The sequence below is a fragment of the Gimesia fumaroli genome, assembly GCF_007754425.1.
Classification (GTDB): domain Bacteria; phylum Planctomycetota; class Planctomycetia; order Planctomycetales; family Planctomycetaceae; genus Gimesia; species Gimesia fumaroli.
In genome coordinates, this window is record NZ_CP037452.1 from 6,453,840 (window position 1) to 6,478,415 (window position 24,576).

Annotated in this window: 13 protein-coding genes and 1 tRNA gene; 7 read left to right on the forward strand and 7 right to left on the reverse strand. The window is 50.9% G+C overall.

Annotated features, from left to right (window positions below; all coding sequences use genetic code 11):
- Nucleotides 1-32 precede the first annotated feature (32 nt).
- From rfbD to Enr17x_RS24555, 3 genes are all read left to right on the forward strand, one after another.
- Nucleotides 33-884 (forward strand): dTDP-4-dehydrorhamnose reductase, encoded by an 852-nt coding sequence (rfbD, locus tag Enr17x_RS24545; protein WP_145312312.1) that lies wholly within the window; start codon nucleotides 33-35, stop codon nucleotides 882-884.
- 316 nt (nucleotides 885-1,200) lie between these two features.
- Nucleotides 1,201-1,289: transfer RNA gene (locus tag Enr17x_RS24550), tRNA-Ser, on the forward strand.
- 979 nt (nucleotides 1,290-2,268) lie between these two features.
- Nucleotides 2,269-2,718, forward strand: a complete 450-nt coding sequence (locus tag Enr17x_RS24555) for a hypothetical protein (RefSeq protein ID WP_145312314.1) — start codon at nucleotides 2,269-2,271, stop codon at nucleotides 2,716-2,718.
- A 131-nt stretch (nucleotides 2,719-2,849) separates the two neighbouring features.
- On the opposite strand, the gene Enr17x_RS24560 is transcribed toward Enr17x_RS24555, so the two are convergent.
- Nucleotides 2,850-3,620, reverse strand: a complete 771-nt coding sequence (locus Enr17x_RS24560) for a hypothetical protein (protein WP_145312316.1) — start codon at nucleotides 3,618-3,620, stop codon at nucleotides 2,850-2,852.
- Between the two features lie 49 nt (nucleotides 3,621-3,669).
- On the opposite strand from Enr17x_RS24560, the gene Enr17x_RS24565 reads away from it, so the two are divergent.
- Complete coding sequence (locus Enr17x_RS24565) at nucleotides 3,670-5,148, forward strand: IS4 family transposase (RefSeq protein ID WP_145312319.1); 1,479 nt, start codon at nucleotides 3,670-3,672, stop codon at nucleotides 5,146-5,148.
- A gap of 341 nt (nucleotides 5,149-5,489) precedes the next feature.
- Here Enr17x_RS24565 and Enr17x_RS24570 read toward each other — a convergent pair whose 3' ends face one another.
- The 3 genes from Enr17x_RS24570 to Enr17x_RS24580 all read right to left on the reverse strand — a co-directional run bounded on the left by Enr17x_RS24570 (nucleotide 5,490) and on the right by Enr17x_RS24580 (nucleotide 7,461).
- Nucleotides 5,490-6,506: a toll/interleukin-1 receptor domain-containing protein gene (locus tag Enr17x_RS24570; protein ID WP_145312321.1), complete on the reverse strand. Its 1,017-nt coding sequence runs from the start codon at nucleotides 6,504-6,506 to the stop codon at nucleotides 5,490-5,492.
- 312 nt (nucleotides 6,507-6,818) lie between these two features.
- Nucleotides 6,819-7,202 carry a potassium channel family protein gene (locus Enr17x_RS24575; RefSeq protein WP_145312323.1) on the reverse strand — a complete coding sequence of 128 codons (384 nt, stop codon included), beginning with the start codon at nucleotides 7,200-7,202 and terminating at the stop codon, nucleotides 6,819-6,821.
- 64 nt (nucleotides 7,203-7,266) lie between these two features.
- Complete coding sequence (locus Enr17x_RS24580) at nucleotides 7,267-7,461, reverse strand: hypothetical protein (protein ID WP_145312325.1); 195 nt, start codon at nucleotides 7,459-7,461, stop codon at nucleotides 7,267-7,269.
- A gap of 42 nt (nucleotides 7,462-7,503) precedes the next feature.
- On the opposite strand from Enr17x_RS24580, the gene Enr17x_RS24585 reads away from it, so the two are divergent.
- Together Enr17x_RS24585 and Enr17x_RS24590 are read left to right on the forward strand one after the other, a co-directional pair.
- A complete protein-coding gene (locus Enr17x_RS24585; RefSeq protein ID WP_145312327.1) occupies nucleotides 7,504-12,813 on the forward strand; it encodes a DUF4011 domain-containing protein in 5,310 nt (1,769 codons plus the stop codon).
- A gap of 529 nt (nucleotides 12,814-13,342) precedes the next feature.
- Nucleotides 13,343-17,296 (forward strand): PAS domain S-box protein, encoded by a 3,954-nt coding sequence (locus tag Enr17x_RS24590; protein WP_145312329.1) that lies wholly within the window; start codon nucleotides 13,343-13,345, stop codon nucleotides 17,294-17,296.
- An 11-nt stretch (nucleotides 17,297-17,307) separates the two neighbouring features.
- On the opposite strand, the gene Enr17x_RS24595 is transcribed toward Enr17x_RS24590, so the two are convergent.
- Nucleotides 17,308-18,897 (reverse strand): alkaline phosphatase D family protein, encoded by a 1,590-nt coding sequence (locus Enr17x_RS24595; protein WP_145312331.1) that lies wholly within the window; start codon nucleotides 18,895-18,897, stop codon nucleotides 17,308-17,310.
- A 336-nt stretch (nucleotides 18,898-19,233) separates the two neighbouring features.
- Between Enr17x_RS24595 and Enr17x_RS24600 the strand changes: the two genes are divergently transcribed.
- Nucleotides 19,234-19,611: a hypothetical protein gene (locus tag Enr17x_RS24600; RefSeq protein ID WP_145312333.1), complete on the forward strand. Its 378-nt coding sequence runs from the start codon at nucleotides 19,234-19,236 to the stop codon at nucleotides 19,609-19,611.
- A 31-nt stretch (nucleotides 19,612-19,642) separates the two neighbouring features.
- Here the strand turns inward: Enr17x_RS24600 and Enr17x_RS24605 are convergent, their stop codons facing one another.
- Entirely contained in the window at nucleotides 19,643-21,094 is a 1,452-nt protein-coding gene (locus Enr17x_RS24605; RefSeq protein ID WP_145312335.1) for a DUF1501 domain-containing protein, read from the reverse strand.
- A 5-nt stretch (nucleotides 21,095-21,099) separates the two neighbouring features.
- The gene (locus tag Enr17x_RS24610; protein ID WP_198000776.1) at nucleotides 21,100-24,420 is read right to left on the reverse strand and encodes a PSD1 and planctomycete cytochrome C domain-containing protein; all 3,321 of its coding nucleotides are present in this window, start codon (nucleotides 24,418-24,420) and stop codon (nucleotides 21,100-21,102) included.
- Nucleotides 24,421-24,576: the final 156 nt, after the last annotated feature.

Below are 24,576 nucleotides of genomic sequence, written 5' to 3' on the forward strand. Positions count from 1 at the left end.
TCCAGATCTTTTGAACCAACGAAGAGAACGCGATGCAAATCACCATCATTGGATCAAAGGGGCAGTTGGGACAGGATCTGATGACGAGTCTCGCTGCAGCGAGCCATCGACTCACCGGCCTGACTCACCAGTCGATCGCCATCGAAGACCCCAACAGCTTCTCCGTCCTTGATGAAGGGGCTCCGGAACTGATCATCAACACCGCCGCTTATAACAAAGTTGATCTCGCAGAAACCGATCTGAAAAACGCATTCGCCATCAATGCATCGGGACCAGAGTTCCTGGCGCACTATTGCCGGCATCGGAACATCAAGCTGCTGCATGTCAGTACCGATTACGTGTTTGGGCAGGAAGCCGACCGACGCTCCCCGTACAAGGAGACCGACGCACCGGGTCCGATTAACGCCTATGGACGCAGCAAACTGGAAGGAGAGAGTTTGGTCCAGGCGATCTGCCCCCAACATTTCATCGTGCGTACGTGTGGTCTCTATGGAAAGGCCGGTAAAACCGGAAACGGAAATTTTGTGGAAACGATGTTACGGCTTGGTAGAGAACGTGATGAACTTTCTGTTGTCAATGATCAGCATTGTACGCCGACTTCCACACGCGACCTCTCGACCGCAATCACCCGGCTGATCACCACGAACCAGTTCGGCCTGTATCATGCGACCAATGGGGGACAGACCACCTGGTACGAATTCGCACAAACGATCTTTGATTTGACCGGGATCGACGTGCAGGTAAAGCCCATTTCGTCGGAAGAATACCCCGCCGCCGCCGAGCGACCGCGTTATAGTGTGCTCGACTGTTCCAAACTGGAACAAGTCACCGGCTACTCACTCCCTCACTGGAAGCAGGCTCTTGCAACGTATCTGGAATCGTGACATTCGAATCTCAATAAGTATCCTGAAATCAATCACTTATATCGACAGACGAATCTAGCGACGACACCGCTCCCACGTTGCGGGATCTATCGATTTTCACTGAGATGCCAGTTTTTTCCCGTTCACTGGCTGGCTTTCCCACTTCCGACCGATCAAACCATTGCAGCACCGATTTTGGTTTGATACACTCCCCTTTGCAGTTGTGTCGATTTACCGAAGTCTTGTTAGATTCAAGGCTTCAATCGTTGACATTCTGTGAAAAAAATAGCATAAAGAGTGCTTATCGCTCCCGTTACATCAACGGTCGATAAAGCCAGGAGAGATGGCAGAGAGGCCGAATGCGCCGGTTTGCTAAACCGGTGAGCCGTGTAAACGGTTCCACGGGTTCGAATCCCGTTCTCTCCGCTTTTAAACGAATTGTCGTTGTAAACGCATCCCATTCGGGCGTTTACAACGACTTTTTTATGCGCCGGCAACTCTACCACTGGCGGCACCACACCACACATCTGCCCCCCAGGCTGATCACATTTAACTTGACTCCCAGGGGAACCCGAACATGATCATGCGGATATAACGTCGCGCGCGCGAGTGAGCACCACAGGTTCAGTTGAGATTCCTCCTCCACTGCGAAAACCAGCACCATAAAATCCGCTTGCCTCAGCCACATTTTCCCAAACACTGCTTCCATGCACCTCATTTATCAAACGCCATCGCAGAACTTCATTCCGCAATCCCAAGAGTTCACAAAGCCACCCCAGGGGATCAAATGACGTTCCCAGAGAAAACAAGCAAGCCCGACTTGACCCACCCACGCCGTTCGCAATGATCGTTTTGACAAACATGAAGTCCTCCCAAAGTAGGGTGCGGCCCTATGTGGCCGCCCGCCTCGCGAAATTCGAACCAAAGAAAAGTTCCCATGGCACCAGCTCTCACTACCAAAGGTGAGCGGCACGGCCCGAACCGCCGTTTCAAAAACTGTGTACCAGAATGAATCCCCGGCAATCGAATCCTACCAGACATCACCGGCACCACCCCAGATGAACACACTGCACCACGCGTGAATCAATCTCACCTGTAAAAGCCCTGCTTCCGAAACCGTCCTATAACTTCACTGATATTTCATGATAGAATGAAATCTCATTTATCGGAGCCTGAGCACTTACCCTCTCTGATTATAGAGTCCAGCCCCTCTTTATCCTTCTGAAGGGGGCAGGAGTGAACGGCATTGCCCGTTTTTTTGCAATACAGTAATCGAGAAAACGTCAAATGCCTGGTATCAAAAGGCAGTAAAACCATGATAGCGATCCACAATTTCAAAAAATTGATTGGCAAGAAGGTCAGTCATCTTTTCATCGTTGTTTGGCCACCAATTGGGGAGGCCAAAATGTCAGATGTTGACATCTCAATTGGCTTGATCGTTGATGAGCATAAAAGTGTATTTCACATTCAAATCGACAAAGATGACTGTTGGACACCGATCGTTTCCGAAACATGTTTTGACAAAATCTTCGAATGGTGCAAATTTCTGCAACGCATTGAAGGTTGGATGAAAGATCAGATTGATAGCCCACTGCAAAACGAAGTTTTTAATGCGACTCATGAAAGCATTTTTGGCAACATTGTATCCGAGGATATTTTGGATATTGAATGTATTACTCAGAAGTCAGAGTTTAATCCATTTGCCATTAAAATTTGTTTTCGCAATGACTATATTCTTGTGTCACCTATAAGTGATGGGACTACCATCGAAACTTCTTTGTTCAACAAACTAGATAATTTGGAAGTGTTTAGAAAGTTAGGTGAATTTGAATTTGTTTCAGTGAGTAAGATTTAAGGTCAGATACTTACATTTTGAATCAGCCGCATGGCGTTCGCCGCGGTTCTTTTTACCTCACGAACAACCAGGCGAACGCCCTGTGGGACAGTAAAAGGGGGGCCCCCTTTATTCATCCGTCACTTAAAATATCAGGACTTCATCTGTGAGGCTATAACAAAAAAGATGGGTGATAAAAGACCAATCGCGGCCAGGATTTCGATTGTCCATGTAGTCATTCGATTTTCTTTTAAAGCAAGTAAATGTTGCTTTTTTGCAAAAGGGAGTGCGTCGATTTTTTTAATTTCGATTTGATTATTCTTGGGCGGATAAAATCCATCAGACTGAAGCTTTGGTGGTATTGAGAGAACTCGGTAGCGTTCCTCTGCTCTTCGGACAAGTATTTCTGAGAATTGAATATCATCATAATCGTATATAAATCGTTTTAAGACTCCTGCTTCAATCGGATAATCAATTTCAGAAGGTATTTGGAAATAAAATGAAGATGAAATTGAGTAAGGCAGTTGATGCCGCGCACCATTTGGTGCTTTTGAACCGATTGGAGTCACAAATATTAATTCATCCGTCTTATTCTCTACATCGAAATCAATTAGAAAAGCCAAAGCCATCGGATTGAGCATATTTAAAACAATCACGAGAGTCAGACAGGAAAATGGAGCAAGAAGAATTGCCAGCATTTTTATGAATTTTTTCTTAAAAAACATAGTCATAATAAATCTCTCTTTATAATGGACATTAAAAGGGGTCAGGACTCGAATGGCACTGCCGCTGTTTTTTGAGTTTGTGTTTGCGCAACGACTCCCGGGTGACGCAGTCACGGTTTTAATTTTCTGATTTTTTGCCAGTTCGCTGGAAATTGTGTTTGGCAAAACCTTTCCTGGCATTATGCTGCGTTCTGGCAAGACCTTCCTTGGGTTGGTGTGGGTAAAACATTTGACCAAGGAAGGTTCTATGCCATTTATATCAGCTTCCCATTCGAATGCAGCATCATTTTCTCTTTTCAAACGTTCGATGATGCAAAATGCTTCGCTTCCGCTATCTGATGTGATTGATGACCAGCGCTGGCAACAAACCTTTGATGAACACGAAATCAATTTTGGTTCCGGCGAGGATGACGTTTACACACCCGCAATCACGCTCTGGGCCTTAATTTCTCAGGTCTTCTTTTCCGGCGAGCAACGCAGCTGTAAAGCGGCCGTGATCCGTGTTGCCAGCCTGTGTGCCGCGCTGGGCCGACGGGTTTGCAGTACGAATACCAGTGCTTATTGTCGGGCGCGACTCAAAATCCCGTTTATCGTCATTCGAGACATTGTCCAACAAATTGCCGCTGATGCGGAAGCGGCCTGTGATCAGAATCGTGTCCAGACCAGAGAGCAGTCGGCGGCACGCCTCAGTCCTTCCAGCATCGCTGATGTGAAATCACGGAGCACCGGCGGTCGCATTCTGCTGGTTGACGGCTTCACCATCACGGCCGCCGATACTCCTGAGAATCAGCGTGCCTATCCACAGAACCCGACTCAGAAACCGGGGCTCGGGTTCCCCGTTCTACGCTGCGTTTCTCTGATCTCGATGACAACCGGACTGCTGGTGGATCTAGTGAGCGGGCCTTACAGCGGAAAAGGCAGTGGCGAAACGGCCCTGTTCTGGCAAATGCGCGATGCACTCCGACCGGGAGATACCCTGGTGGCAGACTCGTATTACTGCACGTACTGGCTGGTGAGTGCGTGCCGTGCGCGGGGCGTGCAGATTCTGATGAAGAATCATCACCTGCGTGACGATCATCCCCAGAACGCGCGGCGGCTGAGCAAACGGGAGCGACTGGTGACCTGGTCACGACCATTGCAACGTCCTGCCTGGATGACCCGTCAGGAATTCTGGCAACAACCGCTGACGCTCACTCTGCGTCTGGTCGATGTGCAGATCAGTCAGCCGGGGTATCGCGCCAAAACGTTTACGATTGCCACCAGCATCACAGATCGGAAAGCATACCCGGCGCGCTGGATCGCCGCCGTGTATCAGAGCCGCTGGCTGATCGAACTGGATATTCGCAGCATCAAGTGTTCGCTGGGGATGGATATTCTGCGTGCGAAGTCTCCGGACATGGTGCTCACCGAACTCTGGTCGTGCCTGCTGGCGTATAATCTGATTCGGTTAAAAATGCTGCAAAGCAGTCTCTCAACAGACCGTGATCCGCGTTCCCTCTCGTTTGCCACCACGCAACAGATGCTGGCTGCCAGTTGGTTGTTGGGAGCCGTCACGAAGCTCACGGATGAGTTGGTTGCACTCGGACAACAGGTCCCCAGCAGCGAACAGGTAGGCCATCGCACCGGCCGAACAGAACCCAGAGCCAATAAACGCCGCACCAAAGTGCTGGCTCTACTGAAGCAACCCAGATGCCATTACCATCAACAACGGAAGGCAATCGTATGAACGCAAACTGTTACGCTACAACAGGCAGTGCCATTCGGGTCAGGACTCTTTTTCATAGAGTCCTGACCCCTTTTATCCCGAACCATGATACTCTCTCCAGATACAGGGGCGAGTCGACGTGCTCGCCCGCCTCGCAACGCCCAAGCCCAAATCACCACATCACAGGATCCAGACCGGTCCACAAGAAAAGTGAGCGGATCGGCACTAACCGCCGGTAGAAACCAGATCAAAGAACCAAACCCCCGACCGACAGTAAAAAGGACAGTAAAAAGGGGGCAGGACTTTATAATCTAAGAGCCCTGACCCTTTATTCTGTCAACGCCCGGATTCGTGGCTCCGGTTCACCGTTTTGTTAGGTGGCTAGCGCGCCGTGCACGCGGATGAGACGAAGGATAGTCTGGCGCAGGGTCTCCGGGGTCATCGATTACATTGAATTCAACTCGTTGGCCAACAACCAAGTCTTTGAAGTCTATACCATCTAGATCTTCTGGATAGAAGTGCACGGATCCGATTTTGCAATCAATGTGCGCAATTCCGTCGCCAATTTCGTATACTATGCCTTGGATACGTTGTGAATTGTCTCGTACATAGTGTGGCGGCGACGTTAGTGGCTCGCCCAATTCGACAGACTGGACTTTGCAGTTAAGGAGCTTAGATAGTGATTTCGTATCGTAGGACTTAACCAGTTTGCCAAAGGCATCCTCACGACCTTCAAATACAATAATCACGCTTCCATCTTGTATGTTTGAGATCGTCAAGTTCACGTCTCCAGAGATTTGGCGAAGTTTCGCAACAATTTCATCAAGTCGATTCTTATCGAACTCCTCTACAGTTCCCTCAATCCGCATATGCCAAGGACCGATAGTCGGGACTTTTTCGTCGATACGGCTTACTCGCTTTTGAGATTCAAAAATTTCACGTATTCCGCGAGCAACATCCTGAAATGCGGAATCTCGATTCGGCCATTCAGTAATTGGTTTCGCGTCACGGGGTAGTGCTTGAAGCTTCGCAAATGGTGCGGAATGCCAGTCGACGGGCCGAAGCACGACTGGAATCACACGTGCCGTCCCTTCGCTATGACGCTCTAGTGCTCGATTCATCTCGATGTCGTAGCAGTAGTCCGATGCAACAAAATCAGCACTCACGAGTAGCAGAATTACATCAGCTGACTCAAGTGATTCGTCGATTTGACCGGCCCATTCGGAACCTGCGGAAATTCGACGATCATGCCATGAGCTAATCGTACCGCTTCGTTTCAAAAGGCTGAGATGCTTCTCCAATTCATCGCGTAGGGACTCGTCTTGATGTGAATAGCTAAAAAACAGCTCAGCAGTCTGAACGAAGGATTGTTCTGTCATAAATGTACTTCCTCTCTTGCCTCTAACCCTTTATTGACCTGCACAGATCTGTTCTGAAAAAGAACAAATAACCGCATATTTACCAGATTTCCTCTAAGTGTGATGTCCCAATGGCTACAAATCACATATGGAACCTGATCATCATATAAGAGAAATGTACATAATACCCCCTCAAATGGGCGTTACAATATGTAATTTTATCCATAGTGAATATTTACATTAACTAATTACGGAGAATTTTAAAGGTGTCAGGAACCTATAATTCAATTCGCACCGTCGCACGATTAACCGGTGCGAACGCCCAGCGGCTGATTATTCGCTACTCGCCGCCTGATCCGAATCTCTCTTTTGACTGTTTGTGCGGGGTCGATGCAAACCATAGAGGGCTCGTTGGAACACAGGCGTTAAAAACGCGCCAATGACGGCGGCGAACAGGATCACTCCTAAGATCGCGTAGAGCGTCACAAACAGTTTGCCGCCGAATGTGACGGGGCGATCGACGGGGCCGTTTCCTGTGACGACCAGTGAGGCGTTCAGGCAGGCATCCATCCAGCCAAGCCCTTCCAGATAATGAAAGCCGACGGCTCCCGCGACCAGAGCGATGCCGTCAACCAGCACGGCCCCACCCAGAAAGAGGGCAATCCGATACAGAAAACGGAGACGCGGCGAATGAATGTGGCGGGGCGATTTCAACATTGTTTCCTACTTCCATGCATTTGACGTGGTTCGTCGTCTTGAAACGGTTCGAACATCCTGGCGATCAGCAGCACAACCGATCGACTCTCGCCGTTTCCTGATCGATGGTTTCCAACTCAGTATCGAAATTCACGGCTATGATTTCAGTTTTTTCCACTTCTGGCAAGACCAGAGGCCGCGGAACAATGTAAAAGCGGGAAACCTGATTTTTCACCGGCTTCCAGGTGCGGTCATTTTCGCGAATTGATATACTAATCAACAACCCACTCCTCTCTCACAGTCTATGAAGCCCATAACCAAGATGGAAATTTCGGCACAAAATCAGGATGATGACTCCCCCTCTGTGAATCCCCCACAGCAGATCGGAATCCGCGCGGACCTCGATCTCTGCCTGAACTATGCCTCCTGGCAGAACTCGGTCCCGTTTCTCAAAGCACTGGAAATTCACAATCATTCGTCAGAAATGATGAGCGACCTTGTGCTCGAAATGCAGACCGAGCCCCCCTTCGCCCGCCCGAAACAATGGCACTTTGAACGAATCGCACCAGGCACCAGCATCAAGGTCAACGACACCCTGATCGATCTCGACCCCGCATACCTCAACGGCCTGAACGAAGCGGAACGCGGGCAGGTTCGCTTTTCCCTGCAGCAAGGGGAGCGCGTTCTTGAAGAACGACTTGATGATGTACGTGTCTTAGCCCGTGATGAATGGGGCGGATTCTATGCGATGGCAGATTTACTGGCAGCGTTCGTCATGCCGAATGATCCCGCCATTGCCCGAATTCTCAAAGCGGCTGGCGAAATCCTCGCGCAACACGGACACTCTGCTGCACTCGATGGATACCAACAACAAGATCCCGCCCGGGCTTTCATGCAGGGAGCCGCCATCTGGTCGGCGATTGCTGCAGAAGGTTTGACCTATACGAATCCACCGAAAAGTTTTGAAACGGTCGGGCAAAAAACGCGCAGGCCTGCCCAGATTTTAAATGACGGACTGGCGACCTGCCTCGATTCCAGTCTGCTGTTTGCCGCGGCCCTGGAAGCAATCGGTTTGAACCCGGTGCTGATCCTGGTAGAAGGACACAGTTTTGTCGGCTTCTGGGTTATCGAACGCACCTTTCATCATCTGATTGAGACCGATTCTGCAGAAATCCGCAAAGGCCTCGCGGCCAGAGAGCTGATTACATTTGAAACAACACTGGTGACCCATCGTCCGCCCTCCCCCTTTGAAGCGGCCATCGCCGCGGCAAAACTGAGAACGCTGGAATCGGTTTCTGATGAGTTTGTCGCCGCGATTGACGTCAATCGTGCCCGCATGGGGCAGATCAGGCCGCTTGCTTCGCATGAAGATTCTCAGATAAAAGAGGTTCCTCCGCATACGGGAAACGTTGCGATTCCGCTGCCGGCTATGCCTGCACCGGGGGAACTGGCCCTCGATTTCTCCGAAGAAACACCGAAAACACCTGAAGGACGAATCGAACGCTGGCAACGTAAATTACTCGACCTCTCACTAAGAAATCGACTGTTGAACTTTCGTTCGACCAAACAGACCGTGCCTTTCTTTTGTCCGGATGTTCCTTTATTGGAAGACCGATTAGCCAATCAGTCTTCGATTCGCGTGATTTCGCTCCCCGAGCAGAATCCGTTGGGCGAGCGCGATGCCAAGCTACATTTTCAGAAAACCGGTCAGGACATCCATACCGAATTTGCCGTCTCGGCTTTAGAACGAAACGAAATTTCCTCACCGCTGCCACGAATGGAACTCGATGCCCGCTTGACCAACCTGTATCGCATTGCCAGAAACGACCTCGCGGAAGGGGGAACTAATACGCTGTTTCTGGCTGTGGGATTTCTCAAATGGAAACGTACGCCGGAAGACGCGCGCTCGTATCGCGCGCCGCTGTTGCTGATCCCTGTCAAGCTCACCCGCAAGAGTGTATTGTCACAGTTTCATCTGCGTCATCACGAAGATGATGTGCGATTTAACGCCACGCTGATTCAACTTCTGAAGAAAGATTTTGACCGCGATATCTCGCATTTCGAAGCAGATCTTCCCCAAGATGAGAGCGGCATCGACGTTCCCCTGGTACTGGATCAGATGCGCAGAGCGGTCCGCGACATTCCCGGCTTTGAAGTGATCGATGAAATCGCGTTGTCCACATTCTCGTTCTCAAAATACCTGATGTGGAAAGACCTGGTCGATCGTACGGCGCATCTGGAAGAAAATCGAGTCGTCCGACATTTAATCCGGGATCCCGACAAACCGTTCGAATCCGATACCACCACGGCGATTCCTGCTCCGCAAGATATCGACCGGAAGTATATTCCCACACAACTGATTCATCCCCTCGCAGCCGATTCATCCCAGTTGGCAGCCATCATGGCGGCTGCGGAAGGACACGATTTTGTCCTGATCGGCCCGCCCGGCACAGGCAAAAGCCAGACCATCTCCAACATGATCGCGCAATGTCTGGCGAATGGAAAAACGGTTTTATTTGTTGCCGAGAAAACAGCGGCCCTCGATGTGGTCTATCGGCGTCTCTGCCAGAACGGGCTCGGCGATGTCTGCCTTGAACTGCACTCGCATAGTGCAGAGCGGAAGCAGTTTTATTCGCAACTGCAGAAAGCCTGGAAGGCGTCTGGAAAAACCGACCCGAGCGAATGGATCAAGGTCAATGATCGCTTGAAAATTAAGCGCGATGAACTGAATCACTACGTGGCTGCGCTGCATGAGCTCGATGCCAGCGGCTGGACGGTCTATCGCGGGATGGGCGTTTCCGTCAAGTATCGCAGTCTGGAAGCCCCACTGCTGGACTGGGATGATTCGGTCCAGATTGACGAACAAAAATGGGAAGCCCTTGAAAACATCATCGATGAAATTGCACTGACGTTTCGTACAATCACACCCAACCCGGCACTCAATTCCATTCGAACCACCAACTGGTCTGCCTCATGGGAAGCAAATCTGTTACGCACCATCGATACTGTGATCCCCGCCGTAGCAGCCCTGGAATCACCGCTCCGGAATTTTGTCAGCGCTATCGGGCTGGAAGAATCCGACGACTATTCGCTGGAACTGTATCAGCGGCTGCGCATGCTCGCTGGCACTCTACAGGAAGCGGCCAGGGAAAAGCTGCGGATCATATTTGACAAAGACTTTTCCAGCCTGGCCGATCAGGCGAGAAAACTGAAGAAAGACATCACCGCGTATCAAATTGCGCAATCAGCAATCAGTGCGACCTATGAACCGGAATCGCTGATCTCAATCCCGGTCGACGATCTCGATTTTCAATGGCGGCAGGCAAAATCCTCGTTCTGGCCCATTTCCTTTTTTGCAAAACGCAAAGTACAGAAGTTATTACAAACTTATGCGGCGTCCGGTGTCTCAGATCCGGAAAAGGATCTCTCCCAGATTCGGTTGATGCAAAAATATCTCACCAATATCACAAACAACGCGCTGGCCAATCGAACTCCGCACTGGAACGGCTTGCAGACCGAGGTGGGCGAACTGACGTCGTTTCTGCAGCGGGCACAAGAAATCCGGCAAACAATCGTAGACTTTGGTCAAGCAACGGACTCACTGAAGCTGATCTCCTCCAGGCTCGCGCCGGTGATCATCGACGATTCGACAGACCACCCGCTACTGGAGGCTGCCCAGGCACTGTTAGATGCCAATCAGGCATTCATCCAGTCATGTACCGCGTTCCGTGAAATTGCCGGGGGCAACCTGTTCCATAAAGAGGAACCCCGTCTCATCAATTCCACGCTGGCGACTCTGGAATCGATCAAGGCAAATCGAACTGAACTGAAACGCTGGGTTGCCTGGTCGGCGATGAAGCAACAGGCTCAGAACAACGACCTGGATCAGTTTGTAGAAGCACTGGAGACACAGCAAATTACGCCCGAAGGGCTGCGTCAGACTTTTGAAGTCTCCTTTGTCCGCTGGTGGCTACCCCAAGCCATTGATCGAAGCGACACACTGCGGCAGTTCCAACGCTTCAAACATGAAGACACCATCGAAGATTTCCGCCGACTGGATCAGCTGGCGCGCACCGAATCAGCAACTCAGGTTCGTAATCAGGTCACCCATGATTTACCGAAACCGGATCAGGTGCCACGCAAATCGGAATTGGGTCTATTGCGGCATCAAATGAATCTGAAACGGCCCAGCAAAGCCATTCGTGAAGTCATCTCGGGCATGCCTGAGACCTTCGCCAGGCTGGCGCCCTGTTTATTGATGTCCCCTTTATCGATCGCGCAATATCTCCCTCCCGAACAGGCTTTGTTCGATGTCATTATCTTTGATGAAGCGTCCCAGATCACAACCTGGGACGCCATCGGCGCAATCGCACGCGGGCGGCAGACCATTATCGTGGGTGATCCCAAACAGTTGCCGCCAACCAATTTCTTTGGCCGCGCCGACGATGACGAAGAGAATGAGGAACTGGAAGACTATGACCGCGACCTGGAAAGTATTCTCGACGAAGCGACCGCCTCGGGGCTACCGCTCCTGCAGTTAAACTGGCATTATCGCAGCCAGCATGAATCGCTGATCGCATTCTCAAACTGGAATTACTACGAAAACAACCTGATCACCTTTCCTTCCGCCGTCACCGATGATCGTGCTGTTTCGCTCAAACACTTGCCGGAAGCGATTTATGACCGGGGCAAGAGCCGCACCAATCGCATCGAAGCAGAAACACTGGTCGCCGATGCAGTTGAAAGAATGAAGTCCTGGCTCTCACTTGCTGAAGACGAGCGCCCTACGCTGGGGGTGATTACGTTCAACAGCCAACAACAAACGCTGATCCAGGATTTATTCGACCAGTCTCTGCGGGAAGCGCCCGAACTGGAATGGTATTTTGATGATGCACGAATTGAACCGACGATTGTGAAAAATCTGGAGAACGTTCAAGGGGATGAACGTGACGTAATGCTGTTCTCAATCACAAATGGTCCTGATGAAGCCCACCGAGAAGCCGGTCATGTGTCTCTCAATTTTGGTGCCCTCAATCGCCAGGGCGGGGAGCGGCGTCTGAATGTCGCCGTAACCCGAGCCCGACAGGAACTGATCGTGTATGTCTCCTTCCTGCCTGATCAACTCAAAGCAGAACGCACAACGTATCAGGGCGTGCGCGACCTGAAAGCATTTTTGGAGTATGCACAGAAAGGGAAATCAATTCTCGGCGCAAACACGGGTGACGCAGGGCACGAATTTGAATCTCTCTTTGAAGAGGCAGTCGCATCCGCTTTGACGACAAAAGGCTGGCAAATTGTGCCTCAAGTAGGCGTCTCGGCGTTTCGGGTTGATCTGGGTATCGTGCATCCGGATAAACCAGGATCATTTCTGGCGGGAATCGAATGTGACGGGGCCGCCTATCACCGCGCAGCCACCGCCCGCGATCGCGATAAAATCCGAGAGCAGGTTCTCCGCAATCTAGGCTGGGAAATCCTCAGGGTCTGGTCTCCCGACTGGTGGTACGATTCACAAGGAGCGCTCGATACCATCGATCTCCGGTTGCAGGAATTGCTAGAGAACAGCCGTTCTGAAGACACTGCACTCGATGATGCAGAATCAACGAACCTGATTGTTGAACCACGCGCCCCTTAAAGCTGAACTCCACGTTCGTGATGATGTTCTGATAGAGCAGTGCGGGTATGCGACTCTGAAGAAACGAATAATGAAACCCTGCCTCTCACTCTTCTCGAGCGCATCACATTTTCCTATAGCGTGTCTCGATCTAAGATACTCGGTCCAAATGCCCTTGGAGACGATACAGTAAAACGAGACACAGTCTAACGATCACATTCAACAAAAATGCAGTTAGTGCATTCGAGCATCACTTTATTTCTTTGAGAGCAACAGGGAGGGAATTCCCTGAGAATCATTTTGCCAATTCTGCAAAATTGCAGTGAAATCCCTGCACATTCACGTGTGTAAACGATCATTTAAGGAAGTTTCCCCACAATTGAATCATTGTGGATAATTCACAATGATTTCCTGTTTTTTGAATTGCTCATTTTCTCTCTCGCCGACAACCGAACTTTAAGGAGTACACTTTTTTTAGATCAATTCGGTTCTGTGTCTCCATCAGATCCGATCAGGCAATGTTGTGTTATCATAGAATTTGGCAGGCGTTATGAAATCCCCCTCCTTGGAACATGACGAGGATCATCGTTCCCGCTCCTCACACATTTATTCCAGGTTCAAGTTGTTGCTGCGAATCCCGTTGGTGCAGGCGGGAATGATCAGCCTGGCAATTTTTCTTGTGGTCTTTCTGCTGAATGAGCAGGCCCACAATCGAAAAGTTCGGGAAGCGGCCTCCCTGGGAGAAATCGTGGATATCGTTGGACGCCAGCGAATGTTAAGTCAGCGAATTGCGAAGAATCTGCTACTCATCGAAAATGGATCGAATCAAAACGACGCCCACGCGACACTTGAAACAGATCTCGCAACCTTAAATCGGCAACACAAGCTATTAACAGAAACAGTCTCACTCTATGAAAACTCACAGGAGCAGAACGAAACGTCGCCACGCAAGTTGCTTAACCAGATTTCGCCTCTGATCTCCACAATCACACAGATCGTTACCGAAGTTTTAACAGGCCAACAGACTGCGTCCTCATCACTCCCCACCGTCTTAACCAGCGAACAACGGCTGGTACCGCTCCTCGATCAATTTAACGCATCTTTGACCACGGAAAAAAACCTGCTGGAAAGCAGTCAACACAGAATTCAACTGACCAGGGAGTCCCTCTTTCTGTTTGCGCTCATTTCAGTTTTGTTTTGTGCGATCTGGTTCATGCTGTCACAAGTTCATAAGTACCAATCCAAACTAAGGCGGGAAAAACAAAGACTGCTCAAATTGACGCGTGTAATGAAAGACAGGCAGCAGAAACTTTCAGCGGCGATTTCTGCATCATTTCACGAAACCTGGTCCTGGACACCAGGTACCGGGGAATTCTGGTGTTCCGAATCCTTCTGGCGGGTGTTTGGCTATCAGGAAATCTCAGAGTTTCCCGACGCGACATATCAAACTTTTCTCGAACACATCGACCCCGATCATCGCGGTCTGCTCGAAACAGCTGTCCAGCAACAAGTTGAGGATGGGGCTCCGATTCACCTGGAGCTATCAGCCAGGATTCACGGTGGAGTTTATCGCTGGATTCGAGTCCAGGCAAAAATGATTTCAGATCAAGCCGATGGAGCGGAATATCTCGCCGGTACAGTCGAAGATATTCATGAACACAAACTGGCGAAACTTCAACTGGACCATAAGGAAACACTTTTGACGAAAGTAGGGAAAGTCGCCAAAATTGGTGGCTGGCACCTGGATCTGAAAACAAATGAACTGTTCTGGACGTCCGAAACATACAAGATTCATGAAGTTGATACTGACTACCGGCCTACGGTGGAAACCGGCATCGCCTTTTATGCTCCTGAAGTGCGCCCCGTCATTCAAAAGGCAGTGGAACACGCCATTGAAACGGGAGAACCCTGGGACCTCGAACTTCCGTTTATTACGGCTAAAGGGCGTCATATCTGGGTGCGGGCTCAGGGAGAACTTGAATACGAAAACAACATCCCGGTCCGACTGGTCGGCGCATTTCAGGATATTTCGACAGAGAAACAACGCGAGAGCGAATTCCTGATGATGCAGGATGACAAATTCAGTTCGCGTGCACAACTGCAAGGCGTCATTTCTGCTGCCACTGAAGTTTCGATCATCGCCACCGACCCGCAAGGGACCATCACCTTGTTTAGTCCTGGTGCAGAACGCCTGCTGGGCTATTCCGCGGAAGAAATGATTGGTATTCAGACACCCGAATGTTTCCACCTGGCTGAGGAAGTTGAACAACGAGGGCGCGAACTGACAGAAAGTCTGGGTAGAACGGTCAAGAACTTTGCAGTGTTTGTCACTCCCGCCATGCTGGGTAGTTACGATCGACGTGAATGGACTTATGTCTGCAAAGACGGTATTCATCGAACGGTAGAATTGACAGTCACCGCGATCAGAAACCAGCAAGACGATATCAAGGGATTTCTGTGCGTTGCCCTCGATATCACCCAGAAAAAACAGAATGAGAAACAGCTTCTGGAGAGTCGCGAAAAAATTCGCCATTTGATGGACGCGTTACCCGTCGCAACATACACCTGTGATAATGACGGGCTCATCACCTATTACAATCAGGCGGCTATTGAATTTTGGGGACGAACGCCTTATCTGAATGATCCTATTGACCGCCACTGCGGCTCCTTTAAACTCCTGGATGCCGAGGGAAATTTAATACCGTACGCTGAGAGTTGGACTGCAATTGCACTCAAGAAGCAGGAAGTGCTGCATGGAAAAGAACTCATCATAGAGTGTGAAGACGGCACCACCAAAACAGCGTTAGCACATATTTGCCCCATGCATGACCATGATGGCAAGATGACAGGGGTCGTGAATGTTCTCGTCGATATTTCCGAGCGAAAAAAGTTGGAAAAATCGCTGAATGAGACGACGACACGCTTAGAATTATGCCTGAAAGTTCTCGATCAACATGCCATCGTAGCAGAAACAGAACTTAACGGGTGTATCAGACATGTTAATGACATGTTCTGTCAGCTCACCGGTTTTGAACGGCATGAAGCAATCGGTAAAACGCATCGAATTGTCAATTCCGGCGTGCAGTCCAAAGAGTTCTGGAAAGATGTGTTCAAGACGATCGCGGATACTGGAATGTGGCAGGGAGAAATCTGCAACCGTAAAAAGAATGGAGACCTGTACTGGGTCGACACCACCATTGCCGCGATGAAAGATGGTGAAGGAATCGCTACCGGCTACCTGGCTATTCGCAACGACATCACCGAACTCAAGCAGGCCCAGGAAGCAGCGCTCGCCGCTTCACAGAGCAAAAGCCAGTTCCTGGCGAATATGAGCCATGAGATTCGCACCCCGCTGACCGCCATTCTAGGCTATGCCGATCTGCTCAAAAATGATCCCGATTTTACATCATCCCCCGAAAAAAGAGACCAGGCTGTCAATACAATTCGTGATGCTGGAACGCATTTATTAACCGTCATCAACGATATTCTTGACCTGTCCAAAATTGAAGCCGGAAAAATGAGTCTTGAAAAGGCTCCGACTCAAGTTTTCAACACCCTGGAACATATTGAAAGTCTGTTACGACCTCGCGCCATTGAAAAAGGCATTCTACTGGGTTCTCAAATTACAACTCCCATTCCGGATCTGATTGAAAGTGATCCGACTCGACTCCGACAGATCTTGATGAATCTTGTTGGGAATGCAGTAAAATTTACGGAGCAGGGAAGCATCAACATCGTTGTCAGGCAGATCGAAGAGGGAGATCAGAAGCTCATTCAATTTGACATCGAAGACACGGGACCGGGAATGTCACCAAAACAGGTCGAGAAAATGTTTAAAGCATTTTCACAGGCAGACGCCTCAGTCACGCGCCAACATGGAGGCACCGGTCTGGGACTGGTCATCTCCCGAAAACTGGCGCGTTTAATGGGTGGTGAAGTCTCACTGGCCTGGACGGAGAGAGGAAAAGGAACCTGTTTCCGATTCGAAATGCCGGAACACGCTCTGCCTCAAACGCGTTATCTGATCAGCCCCTCGCTTGCTGATTCAGAAGCGGTCAAGAAAGTAACAACCGCAGTAGGGTATCAGGTTCCTGAAAATACACGCATCCTGCTTGCCGAAGATGGGCCCGACAACCAGCGACTCATTTCCTTCCTGTTGAAAAAACTGGGCGCATTAGTTGATGTCGCCGACAACGGCTCTGAAGCCTATCGGAACTACCTCGAAGCAGAAATGGTAGACCAGCCTTATCACCTGTTGATTACCGATATGCAAATGCCGGAAATGGATGGCTACTCGCTGACAAAAGTTCTGCGGGCCGAAGGTGCCACCTTGCCCATCATCGCCTTAACCGCGCATGCGATGGCAGAAGATCGCCAGAAGTGTCTGGATGCGGGCTGTGATGACTACCTCAGTAAACCCGTTGACCGCAGACTCCTTGCACAAACCATTGAGAAATGGATGATCCACATCCAACAGACAACAGAACAACCTGCCGACTCATAGGCTCGAGACAATTACGCTGGATGGGCACCGGGGGTCCCCGCTTCCACAACAAACGCCGCCCGCGGTGAAACATGACCACCCGGCTTCGTCACATCGTCAACCACCATATACTCGCTGCTCCATTTCTGAGGACTCACAGTACAGCGGACATAACCACGCTCGGAATTCTGGAACTGCACACACGGGTTATTCGACAGTAACTCAGCATGGCCTTTTCGCTTCTGCACGCCATTACCGCCACTGGAAATGGATGTTCCCACAAATTCCGTCGCGATCACGGGTGTCTCCGTATTCCGATCATCCACACGCAAATTATTCACCCAGTTCGAATGAATGTCACCCGTCAGCACGACAGGATTCGGAACCCGCCGCTCCTCGAGAAACTTCATCAGCCCCATCCGTTCATACGCACATCCAGGCCACTGGTCCATCGAATAGGCGAGTGGCCCCTCTTTCTGAGTGAAGCCGACCATGCCCATCATCACCTGTTGCGCCAGAATATTCCAGGTGCTGTCAGATGAAATCAGACCAGACTGCAGCCAGTTACGCTGGCGACTCCCTAATAAGGAATTCTTTCTGGCCAGCGCGGCATCATTCAGGGGTGACTTCTTATCCCCGTTCGGCTGATCCGTACGATACTGCCGGGTATCCAACACGAAGAAATCAGCTAATCGACCGAAAGACGCCTGTCGATAGATCTGCATATGCGGCCCCTGTGGCAACGAACGTGGCCGGAGCGGCATCATTTCGTAATAAACCTGATAGGCGTTCGCACGACGCAACAGATATTCAACCGGGTCGACCTGCGACTCTTCCGAAATATCTCCCGCGCAATTGTTATCAAATTCGTGATCATCCCACGTCAGAAACCAGGGGCATTTCGCATGCATCTGATGCAGCAAAGGATCGGAACGGTACTGGGAATAACGCACGCGATAATCGCCCAGCGATTCAATTTCAGGTCCCAGATGCGTGCGAACTTTTCCATTCCGACCGGAGGCATATTCGTAAATGTAATCGCCTAAGTGGAAAACCAGGTCGACGTCGTCGCGGGCCATCTGCTCGTATGCGGTAAATAAACCCTGCTCAAAGTTCTGACAGGACGCAAACGCAAACTTCAGCTGCTCCGGCATTGATGATTCCACGGGCATTGTTCGCGTACGGCCCACGGGACTGACGGCATCGCCGGCCTGAAAACGATACCAGTACCAGCGGTCCGGCTGCAAACCGGGCACTTCTACGTGCACGGTATGCCCTAACTGGGGAGTGGCCTGTGTCGTCCCGGAAGCCACCGGTTTTTGAAAGCCTTCGTCGTCTGCGACTTCCCAGCGCACTTCCACCGCCTGCGGCCTCATCCCGCCATTCGGTTCCAGAGGTTCGGGGGCCAGTCGCGTCCATAAAATCACGCTGTTGGAATCGGGATCGCCGGACGCCACACCCAGTGTAAACGGGTCTTTCTTAAAAACCGGAGACCGGTCGGCCCATGCTGCCGGTGTCAGAAAAGGCAGCGACGATAACGCCGCCCCATAGGAGAGAAATAACCGCCGACTCACGCCGTTTTCGGATTTGATGGCTGCCTGGAGTTGTTTGTAATCAAACATGATGATTCACCTGTGTTGAATGAAATCGGCGGGAAAGCTCAATGTGGAATGAAAGTGGGTTTGTGCTGCGAAAATCGTATGTCGGCGGATGCACACGCGGCAGCTAGATAGATTTTAAAGTACCCGTGGACCACAGGCAACGAAAGATGATTTAAAAAGGACGTGCTTCGCTGACATTTCACGCGAACTTCACGATCCAACATTCTCACAACGGAATTTGCTCAAAGAGTTCTATAAACTCAAATCACCCATTTCTATCTTTGAATTTGATGATTTTAGTATATTCTAATTGCACATCCCTCTAGCGTTACACTCACATTAATTCAGAAATCATAAATGAAAATCCATATCATCTGTGAAGCAAAACTTTCTGAAGTTGCATTACGGTCACCTTCAAAACCTGTACCACACCGCATTTGGATTGCTCTTGGTGAAATTCCTCTCGTAGATAGTGATGATAACCTTGATGAATTCGAGCTATCACCAATTTACGAACTTAATCCTGATACGGGAAAGAGTGACTTAAGCGACCGCTATTTTATTGGTTCTTTTTCAACAGATCATATGCGCACAATATTAGAGTCTCACGAAGTGATTCATCTGACTGATTTTCCACAAGGAGGGGAAGCGGCATGGGACTTTGTTAAAAAGCTACATGATATTTTTAAACAGTTGGGACATGATGTATTGCTGATTGAGACGATAGACTACTGATATTGCTGCAAGCATCGATTCACTGAATAATTCAGCTCAAGATGTCTTTGATCACATGGCCGTGCACGTCGGTCAATCGATGATCTCTACCGCCGTGCCGGAAGGTGAGTGCTTCATGATCCACGCCCAGCTGATGCAGAATCGTCGCGTGAATATCGTGAATCGACAGTGGATCGATGATGACCGAATTGCCGAATTCATCGGTCTCACCGAAGGTTGTCCCCCCTTTGAAACCGCCGCCCGCCATGAACAGGCTGTAACCGTTAACATGGTGATCGCGGCCGCAGGTCGGCGTGACTTTCGGCGTGTGCGGTGTGCGACCCATCTCCCCCGCCCAGACCACCAGTGTTTCATCGAGCAGTCCGCGGAGTTTCAAATCCGTAATCAACGCTGCCACTGATTGTTCCGTGATACGGGCATTCTTTTCATGATTTTTCTTCAACAGGCCGTGCTGGTCCCAGGGGGAATTATTACTGTCAAAACTGGGGCAGGTAATCTCGACAAACCGCACTCCGGCTTCCACCAGCCGCCGTGCCCGTAACGCCTGCGTCGCGTAATAATGCTGATGTTCGTCTTTCGAATCAACGCCGTAAGCCCGTTGGATATGCAAGGGCTCGCCGCTGATATCGGAAATTTTCGGAACCAGTGTCTGCATTCGAAACGCGGTTTCATAGTTCGCTATGGCACTTTCGATGGGTGACGCTGTTGAAGCCTGAACGGCAAACGCACGATCCTGCTCTGCCAGCAAAGCCAGTTTCCGTTGTTGCAGCGCCAGTGAATCACTGGGTTTGATATTATCGACGGGAATCCCTTTTGCGCGGACCATCGTCGCCTGATGGGTGGCCGGTAGAAACGAACTGCCGAAATTTTCCAGACCGCCGTTGGGAACCCAGTCATTATTCAACACCACATACGCAGGCAGATTCTGATTTTCAGTCCCCAGGCCGTAGGAAACCCAGGCGCCCATGCTGGGTGCCTGACCGATGATGCGGCCTGTATGCAGTAACAAATTCTGCTGGCCATGCAAAGGCAGCTCGCCCACCATCGAACGCACCACGCACAATTCATCGGCCACCGACGCCAGCTTTGGAAACAGATCGCTGACCCACAGACCGCTTTCGCCCCGCTGTTGAAATTTCCAGGGACTCCCCAGCCAGACACGACCGGCGCTCGATTGTGAGCGTTTGGAAACGGCGCCTTCACCGATCGGCTTGCCCTCGTGTTTCTTCAGAGCCGGCTTCGGATCGAATGTATCGACATGGCTCGGGCCGCCATCCATAAAACAGAAGATGACATTTTTGACCTTCGCAGCATGATGTGGTCGATTTTCCTTTGTCGCCGCCTGGGCCTGTGTCTGCTCGCCCAACAACCCGGCCAGCGCCAGCCAGCCGAAGCCGGCACTGGTGTGTTTCAGAAAACCACGACGGTTAACGACAGGCAGATGTCCCGAACAACAGGTCGAATGTTTGCGTAAACTCTTCATGTCGATTACCGGTAATAAATAAATTCTTTGGTATTGAACAGCGCGTGTGCTACATGACTCCAGACATTCGGATCGGCCAGCAGACCTTGCGTGTCGCCCGTTCCTCCCAGGTCCTGCACCAAAGCCGTCCAGCGTTTGAGTTCCGATGCATCGGGTGCGCGTCCAAATGCGTTCAGAAACATGGTTCTGATGCGCTGCTCAAGGGACTCATCCTGTTGTTTTACTAATAAAGCCGACCATTCTTTGGCCTGCGCTTTCACAAAGGGATCGTTCATCAGAATCAATGCCTGATTGGGAACGTTCGTCACATCCCGTTTGCCTGTTGGCAGCTTCAGATCGGGCAGATTAAAGCCCACCAGAAATCGGGGCGGGTCCATGATTGACATCCGCAGATAAATCGACCGCCGCCCATCACCATCCAGGGGACCGTTAAACAACCGTTTGGCAGCATCTTCTTTGGAACGTGGTGCCTCAATCGGACGTCCATACAGTCGCCTGTCCAGTCGCCCCGACACCGTTAACAGTGTATCTCGAATCGCTTCTGCTTCGAGCCGTCGCGTAGGATAGTGGTGCCACAAACGATTATCGGGATCGACGGTGACTGCTGCCGCACTGACTTGACCCGACTGCCGAAACGCACGCGTGTGAACCAGCCGCCGAATCAGTCGTTTGGTCGACCAGCCGTCAGCCATAAATTCCCGCGCCAGATAATCCAACAGCTCCGGGTGCGTTGGCTGTTCTCCCAGATGCCCAAAATCGTTCGGCGTTCTCACCAGTCCTGCACCAAACACCCACTGCCAGACCCGATTCACATACACGCGTGCTGTCTGCGGATGCTGAGGGCTGATCAGAAACTCGGCCAGTTCCATTCGCCCGCTACCCGGACTCTGACTGACCTGATTTTGACCGGCGAAGACTTCCAGAAAGTCACGCGAGACCCGCGGCCCCAGTTCATCCACGTTGCCCCGGACATTGAGAGGATAGCTGACAGGAGCAAAGCCTCGCTCATCCATACTGTTTGCGGTATGCGCAAACGGCAGCCGCTGTTCCACCCGTCGATAGTCTGCCAGCAATCGAGACAGTCGCGAATCGGTGTTGGCGGAATTGTTGAGCAGTTGTTTCTCTAATAACCAATTGACGAGCTTCACGTCCTCCGCACTCGCACGGTCTTCCGCCCATCGCTGCACTGCCGCCGACAACCAGCCGCCAAGACGCTGGCAGACTTCTACAGAACTTTGGGGAGCCGGCTTTTCATACAACGTTTCAAAACGGCCCCACTCATCAGCGGGAGTCCCCGCGACATCATGCGCCACAATACTTGTTACGCTGAACCAGCTGCGTTTATCAAAGCCAAAGTCTTCCGCCGGCAGCAGTTTGCCACCAGCCCGCGTCTTGCCCGTACGAGGTGGAAAATTTGGATTCAGATCGCTGGTCGCAATTTCAAACGTGATCCGTTGAATTCCATTCACCAAAGGGCGATCAGCAAACGTTTGCCACGTTGATTCATTTCGATCGAAAAAGACGACATTCTCAGTTTGAAATGCATTGTCGGGCACGCGCAGAAAGCCGCTCCATTCACCGCCCGCTAAATCCAGACTCACAATTTTCCCCGGGATATCCCGTTCCGACGGAGGCCGGATCGCGCCCGGCAACTTTGAAGAAAGCGCCTGTGTGTGATAACCGCGAGGCAGCACACGCTGAACAACTCCCGCCCCTTCCAGTGCAATTAAGGGAGTCCCATGGGAAACATAGCCATGGAGGATTCCATCTCCTTCGGTCTGCCAGCCATCAGGAAAGCCGGGTTGTTCAAAATCGGTGAGTACCTTGAACCGTTCCTGATTCTGTCGGCGATGCGTCTCGTGCGCCGTTTTCCATTCGGTCGACAGCTTCTGCCAGACCGCGTTCACTTCTGTTGGCTTCGCTGAGAGTAATTGTTGCGCGGGATAAATCACGTCACCCGGTTTCGCCTGAGCTTCCTTTTTCTCTTTACCTGAATTCAATCCAAATGCGTTGCGCCAAAGCACAGCGCGAGGGCTGTCTGATTCACTCTTTACCGCTGCGGAAATTTCTTCAGAGAATTTCGACGCCTCTTCGTTCCACTGTTGCTTTAACTCCCGATGAATTTCACTGCGCAACTGTTTGAGTTTCTCAATGGAGGCAGCATGCTTCCCGGGCACGTCAATCACGCGTGATGTCCAGCGGGGCGTCATGAAAACTGCAGCCAGCGCATAATAATCGCGCTGTGAGATCGCATCGAGCTTATGATCATGACAGCGGGCACAGGCAACGGTATTCGCCAGAAAGGTTTTCGAAAAAGCGTCGATCTTATTGTTGATCATTTCCTGATGGATGCCATTGAAATTCACACTGTCGCCGTGACGATGCTCTCCCATGTGATAAAACATGGGACCGATCAGACTTTCCTGAAAACCGCTGTTCTGATCAATGCGAGGCTGTTCCAGTAAATCGCCGGCAATCTGTTCGCAGACCAACTGGTCATAGCCGATGTCCTGATTGAAGGCCCGAATCAGATAATCACGATATTCCCATGCTCCCTTCGCCGGGTTATCCCATTCGTATCCATAGGTGTCGGTATAACGAACGACGTCCATCCAATGCCGGGCAAATCGCTCACCAAAGTGAGGCGAAGCCAGTAGTTGATCGACTAGTCGTTCATAAGCGGCCGCGGGATCGCGTTTTGAATCTGCGACGAATTGCGCAACGGTCTCAGGCTCGGGCGGCAATCCCGTCAGCACAAACGCCAGACGCCGCACCAACGTTCGCGGCTCTGCATCCGGGGCGGGATTCAGTTGCGCGGCCTGCATTGACGCAAGCAGAAAACGGTCGATCGGCCGTTGTGACCAGTCATTTCTGTCCGGGTCAGGGAGCGAGACTGTTTTCAGAGGTTGCAGGCTCCACCATTTCCGCCGCTTTTCAAAAATCGCTTTCCAGGAAAGCGACGCGGCTTCTGAAACGCTGGGCGGTTTATCTCGGGAATCGGGAGCCCCCAATTCGACCCACTTCACGAAGTCAGCGATGACTTCTTCAGACAGTTTCTTACCGGGTGGCATCTCGAACGACTCATGCCGCAGCGCGTCGAGCAACAAACTCTGATCGACTTTGTGAGGTACCACGGCGGCACCGTTTTCTCCCCCCGAGCGCAGCGCGTCGCGGCTGTCGACTCTTAAGCCTCCTTTGATCTCAGTCGTCGCAGCAGAATGGCATTCGTAACAATGCTCGATCAGCACCGGACGAATTTTATTCTCAAAGAATTCCAAACCGGGAGACGGCTTTTCCGCACTCGCTTCACCTGCCAGGCAAGACATGAGCAGTGCAATGCACGAGCACACAAGCATCTGAAAAGGAAATCGGCAGGCCGGAAACATGGTTGTTTCTCCGGAACGTGACTGAGGAAGGCGTCCAGAATCATATTAAGGATTGTTTATATACTCTTATCCTATGAGAACAAGAGGGAAAACTCA